Consider the following 1,321-nt stretch of genomic DNA (forward strand, 5'->3'; position numbering starts at 1 on the left):
GGTGCACGGGGGTGCGCGCTCAGCGTGTTTTGCTGTGAAAGCCGTGGGTGTATGTGCGGTCAACCTAGCCAGGGGCGGCGAAGTTGGCCAGGAGGGTTTGGTCAGCCGCCGGATAGTGGGCGAGACATGACGGTCATTCGGAGTCCGTAGCGGGGTACGACGCCGGCGCGTCCGGTTGCGGCCGAGGGCATTCCGGGTAGGCCGGGCATCGCCGCGGGTGCGGCATCGCTGGTGGGCAGTGTGGTCAGGGGGGTGGCGGCCTGGAATGTCTTGGCGGCGACGGTGGCCTGCGGTGTGGCCCAGGAGGGGGGGACCGACAGTTGCCCGATGGTGCCTGCGCTGCGCGCGGCGGCCGAGACTTGACCGCCCAGGAGGCCACCGGCGCGCATGGTTGCCCCGGATAGCGATTTGGCGATGGCATTGAGTGGGGCCAGCAGTGCCGGAGCGACTTTGGGGACGGTTTCGGCCACTGGTTGTGCCACGCCGGAAATCAAGCCGAGGCTCTTTTCGGTGTTGATGATCCCGTTTGCCATGCCACTGACGCCGGTCACCGAGCCCATGGTGGAATACCAGGCGAACAGGGCATCAAGGGCGGTGAAGTCGTCTTTGAGGATCTTGGGGAGCTTGAGGGTGTTGACGAATACGCCTAATTCGTAGAGGGGCAGCCCGACCTCGGGTAGGCCGACCGCGGTCAACGCCTCTCCGATGTCTTTGAGCAGGTTTCCGATCCAGTTGCCCTTGTTCGAAGGTGTGGGGCCCTTGGTGGCGGCGTGGGTGACTGCGGCGTGTTGGGCGCTGATCCCGCCGGGGTTGGTGTCGGATTTCGGGGAGGCAAACGGGGTCAGCTTCCATGCTGCGGCCGAGGCGAGGGTGTAGTCGTGCATTGCGGTGGCGTCTTGGGCCCACATCTCCATGTATTGGGCTTCGGTAGTGGCGATCGCGGCGGTGTTTTGGCCGAAGAAGTTGGTTGCGATCAGCGCGAGCAGCTGGGCGCGGTTGGCGGCGATCAGCGGCGGCGGAACCGTCATGGCGAAGGCCTGTTCAAAGGCCCTCGCGGCGGCGGTTGCCTGGGCCGCGGTCTGTCCAGCTTCCTCGGCGGTGACGGCCAGCCATTCCACATAGGGAATGACCGCGGCGGCCATCGACATCGACGACGGACCCGTCCACCGCATGCTGGCCAGGTCCATCACCACCGATCGGTACATGCTGGCCGCGGAGCGCAGTTCGGCTGCCAGTAGTTGCCAGCTGGCCGCGGCGGCCCGCAGCGAACTCGATCCCGGACCGGTATACATCCGGGCCGAATTGACCTCTGGCGGTAACA

1 protein-coding gene is annotated in these 1,321 nt (G+C 66.1%); it reads right to left on the bottom strand.

From position 1 onward, the window contains the following. Nucleotides 1-101 precede the first annotated feature (101 nt). The coding region (locus tag EET13_RS04410) for a PPE family protein (protein ID WP_211189024.1) at nt 102-1,321 on the bottom strand (1,220 nt) is incomplete at its 5' end.

The sequence above is a fragment of the Mycobacterium attenuatum genome (genome assembly GCF_900566085.1).
Classification (GTDB): Bacteria; Actinomycetota; Actinomycetes; order Mycobacteriales; family Mycobacteriaceae; genus Mycobacterium; species Mycobacterium attenuatum.